The 1,241-nt window shown below is 61.6% G+C and carries 2 protein-coding genes; both read left to right on the forward strand.

The features are described from left to right. Positions 1-153: 153 nt before the first annotated feature. Positions 154-555 (forward strand): hypothetical protein, encoded by a 402-nt coding sequence (locus ACE4YL_RS15075; RefSeq protein WP_461369777.1) that lies wholly within the window; start codon positions 154-156, stop codon positions 553-555. A gap of 64 nt (positions 556-619) precedes the next feature. Beyond that, on the forward strand, positions 620-1,093 hold the full coding sequence (locus ACE4YL_RS15080; protein ID WP_461369778.1) for a ribbon-helix-helix protein, CopG family: 474 nt from the start codon (positions 620-622) through the stop codon (positions 1,091-1,093). The last annotated feature ends 148 nt before the right edge of the window (positions 1,094-1,241 follow it).

The following is a 1,241-nucleotide window of genomic DNA, read 5'->3' on the forward strand; positions in this document are numbered from 1 at the left end:
AGCTCTCGTGGCCCTTGAAAGGGCCTGGCGGGATCAGTCCACCGATGCACTGGGCATCGTAAAGAATATGTATGGGGAATTCGTCACCAACATTGCGCTGTAAGCCTTACGGCCCGCCCCGAGCTTATCGGGGCAGAAAGGGGAGAGTGAAAAATGATTAAAATTACTTTTCCATTTTCCGAGGAGCTGCTCGACGAGCTCTTCGCAGAATTCGATTGGGAGCGGCAGGACGCCGGGTTGCCGCACCCGGTGACAACCGGTAACTGCAGCACCGGTCATCCCCGCCCTCGCGGGCGGGACAATGGGGACAGCGGCGAGTATCAAAATGCCGCATGCTACTGCCGCCATTGCTATCCAGGGAACCCGGCGCGGATCGCCTGGGACCGGGAGGCGAACGCGATCACCGTTGAGGCGGACGAAGGCAGCAGTAAGGCTTTCCGGGCGATTCTTACGCATCGCCGCCTGCTGCGGCCGCTTGTGGGAGGTGTCATGCTCACGTCCATAGAGGATCTCCGGGGGCTGCGCTTGATCAGCTTCCCGAATGAGGATGATTAACTTTTCTTGCGGCCACCCGCCCCGGGGCCTGGTCCGGGGTAACTAAAATTAAGGAGGAAGAGAAATGTCAAAAGAAAAGATTATCCGCGAGAACGTTTTTGACGAGGATGGTAACTTCATCGGCTGGTTCGACCGGAATAAAGCCGAGCGGTTCAACGAGGCCACCCGCTGGGACGGGAATAACCACATCAGCATCGCCACCGGCAGCCAGTGGGACCATCAGGCGCTCTACCATACCGCCGGCGGGCGCTGGGTGCTGCATTCCTGGAGCCAGTGGGACGGCAGGCCGGAGCGTTATCGGTTCATCGACAGCGACGAGGCCCGGGAGTGGTTACTCTTGAACGAAGAGGATGAAGCGGTTGAGCGTCTCTTCGGCGAGATCGAAGATGAGGTAGGCCCCGGCCGGCCGGAGATCGGCAGGCCGATCATCGCACACCTGCCGCCGGAGCTGACCGCGCAACTGGACCAGGTGGCCGAACGGGACGGAGTGCCCCGGGCGGAGGTCATCAGGCGCCTGCTGACGGAGGCGCTAAAATGAAGCTACGCACCTGCCCCGCCTGCGGGCGTCGGGGCGTGACGGAGAAGAAGGGCCGCCGCGAGGGCCGCTACCGCTGCAGATACTGCGGACACTACCCCTTCTGGTTGCAGCCGCCGATCTTCGACGAGGATCGCCGGGAGCTGATCGC

This window comes from Candidatus Darwinibacter acetoxidans, from assembly GCF_041936445.1.
In the GTDB taxonomy this organism is placed as follows: domain Bacteria; phylum Bacillota; class Limnochordia; order Darwinibacteriales; family Darwinibacteriaceae; genus DTU010.